This window comes from Bartonella sp. AA78NXGY, from assembly GCF_042197005.1.
Taxonomy (GTDB): Bacteria; Pseudomonadota; Alphaproteobacteria; order Rhizobiales; family Rhizobiaceae; genus Bartonella.
The window spans coordinates 1-2,572 of the sequence record NZ_JBHIRI010000053.1 but is presented as its reverse complement, the minus strand read 5'-3'; the positions used below and the strand labels follow the sequence as shown (position 1 = coordinate 2,572).

Genomic DNA, 2,572 nt, shown 5'->3' with positions numbered 1-2,572 from the left:
TCATTATCCTTTGTTGCTTCACCAACACCTGAAAGTGTCCGATCCCCTTTGTCTTTATTTGCGATATTGAGTTCTGTGCCACCTACTTTTGCACCAATAGTGAGACGACTCGTTGTCTTATCTTGCTGAACAAAGCTTTCGCTTTCTACTTTGGTAATCACATTATTAACCTGTTCAGTCAATTTATCCTGAACAGTCGTGAGAGCCGTATTAACACCCTCAAACGCATCCGCTACATTCTGATAACTCTCTCTTTTTTCCTCTCCATCAGTATCGAAAGTTTTGATCTTAAAAGTAGGACCTACTGAGTTTCCATTTCCAAAGTCAGCACCACCACCGAAATAAGATGCAACACTGCTCCCTAGGGTATGAAGCTGAGAACCACTTACAGCTTCGTCTGAATTTTCATTGATTGTCCCGCCAAGTAGACCGGAAAGTTTCCGCCCTCCATTATCCTTATTTAGAATACTGATTTCGGTACCACCTGTTCCCTTACCAATAGTGATAAGGCCCGTTCCTCCATCACGGAGACTGCGCGTCAAAGCCATCTCTGCTACTTGCTTAACAAGAATACTGTCTCTTACTTCATTAATTTCAGTATTTGTTGCCAAAAGTTGGGAACCATTGACCGCTTCGGTCGATTCTGCTGTGAGTGCGCCATTTTGAATGCCTGTTATCTTCTTACTACCAGCGTCAATACCACCCGTTGTTATTTTCGGTCCACCAGAAATCACTAAGCCCGTTGCATCTAAGGTACTGTTTCCTGCAGTTACTTTATTGACTGCAATATCCTTAGCTAGATCAAATTTTATATTATTATTATCTTTGCCTTTGCTAATTTGAAGATTTGTACTTCCAGCGGAAAAATCTACCGCGCTGTCCATGATAACGGTCTTATCATCCTTACCCCCAACAGATAGTTTCCAACCACCATTTCTTACGACACTTTCTAAGTCTTTTAACTGTACAACATTTACTGCATCAGTAGGCTCACTACCAGCCGCTACTCCGATAATTTGTCGTGTTTGTGGATTATCAGCACCATCATAACCAACACTCACAGCTCCCAGCGTACTTTTCCACTGAGATGTGCCATTTGTTGCAACCCCATCCTTTAAAGAAGGAGCATAACCTAAAAGACCAGCAGCCCGATCAGCGACAGAATCATTCCCTATAGCGACGCCTCCCTCCACTGTTGCTTTCGAATAAAAACCAAAAGCCGTAGCATTCTTTGCTGTTGCGTATGCACGATGACCAACAGCAGTCGAACCATAGCCCAAAGCCTTAGAAACAGCACCCACAGCCGTTGAATAATCACTCCCCGCAGTTGTATGATCGTCTGGTCCAACCGATTCATTATATTCGGAACCTATCGCGATGCTGTCTTTGCCTAAAGCATGAGCCATGTAGCCTATAGCAATGCTATCCACTTCATTTGATACCCAGGCTTGATAACCTAGAGCAATACCACGCTCCCCCCCCTTATCCACCTGTGCCTGAGAACCTATAGCTATCGAATGCTGACTAAACGCATTTGCCTGATTACCTATAGCAATACCATACAGCGCCTCCTTTGTTGCAGATGCATTGTAACCAAGAGCAATCCCCTTTTCTGCATAATTCTTTGCGCCGTAACCAAGAGCCATTGCATAATCACCAGCTGCAAGTACTCTATTTTTTTCATCAATATCCTGTATTCCAGATCCAGGACTAGTTCCAACACCACCGATTGCAATGCCAAAAATGCCTTCCGTTTTTGCCCCCCGCCCCAAAACAACAGTACCATACACGGCCTTAGGTGACTCTGCCATATAACCAATAACAGTACTCCAACCATCACCAGCTTTTGCACTGTACCCGATAGCAACAGAACCGTATGTACCTCTCCCATCAACACTACCAACCACATCGTCACCAATAAAAACACCCCACTTGCTTTTTGTATAATTAATCCCACTACCCAAAATAACATTGTTATTTTGAGAACGTTGCATTCCTGCAGTTCCACCCCGCAAAAGGTCAGAAACATTAACAGGGGCTGCATTCTCATTATTCCCTGAAAACTGTTGGGCTGTAGAGCTATCACGAACAAGCGACCGTGGACTAATGAGAGACTTTTTATATTGCTCGTCTGTATCTAGGGTTCTGACCAATAAATTTTTGCTATCGTCCGCAAGAACATTTACGATAGAACTCTTATCGCTCTTACCAGAAAGGGTTTTGGTTAAAAAATTTGCGTAATCTTCAGAAGCATTCAAACCAGCAACAGAGAGAAGGCTTTGTGGATAAGACACACCGGCACTTTTTACACCCTCAAGAAACGTGTTTCTAAAATCAGGATTTGCTGAAAAAACAGGCGTAACATTCGATAAGAATGTAGCCGCTGTAGCCAACGAAAGAACTTTAACAAAAGAAAAACGAGAACGTTTTAATTCACTCGCTGCTTGTGGGGCATATAATTTTTTCATAACAAACTCTCCAATGAAAAAACTTAGAAACACCTCCAAAACATAAAAAAGACACATTTTAGCATTATTGATCCCTTTGGAATTTAGAGTAGAGGATCATTGCT

The 2,572-nt window shown here is 42.6% G+C and carries 1 pseudogene; it reads right to left on the bottom strand.

Annotated elements, in window-relative coordinates:
* A pseudogene (locus ACFINL_RS09515) lies at window positions 1-2,468 on the bottom strand (hypothetical protein); the annotation flags it as partial.
* Window positions 2,469-2,572: the final 104 nt, after the last annotated feature.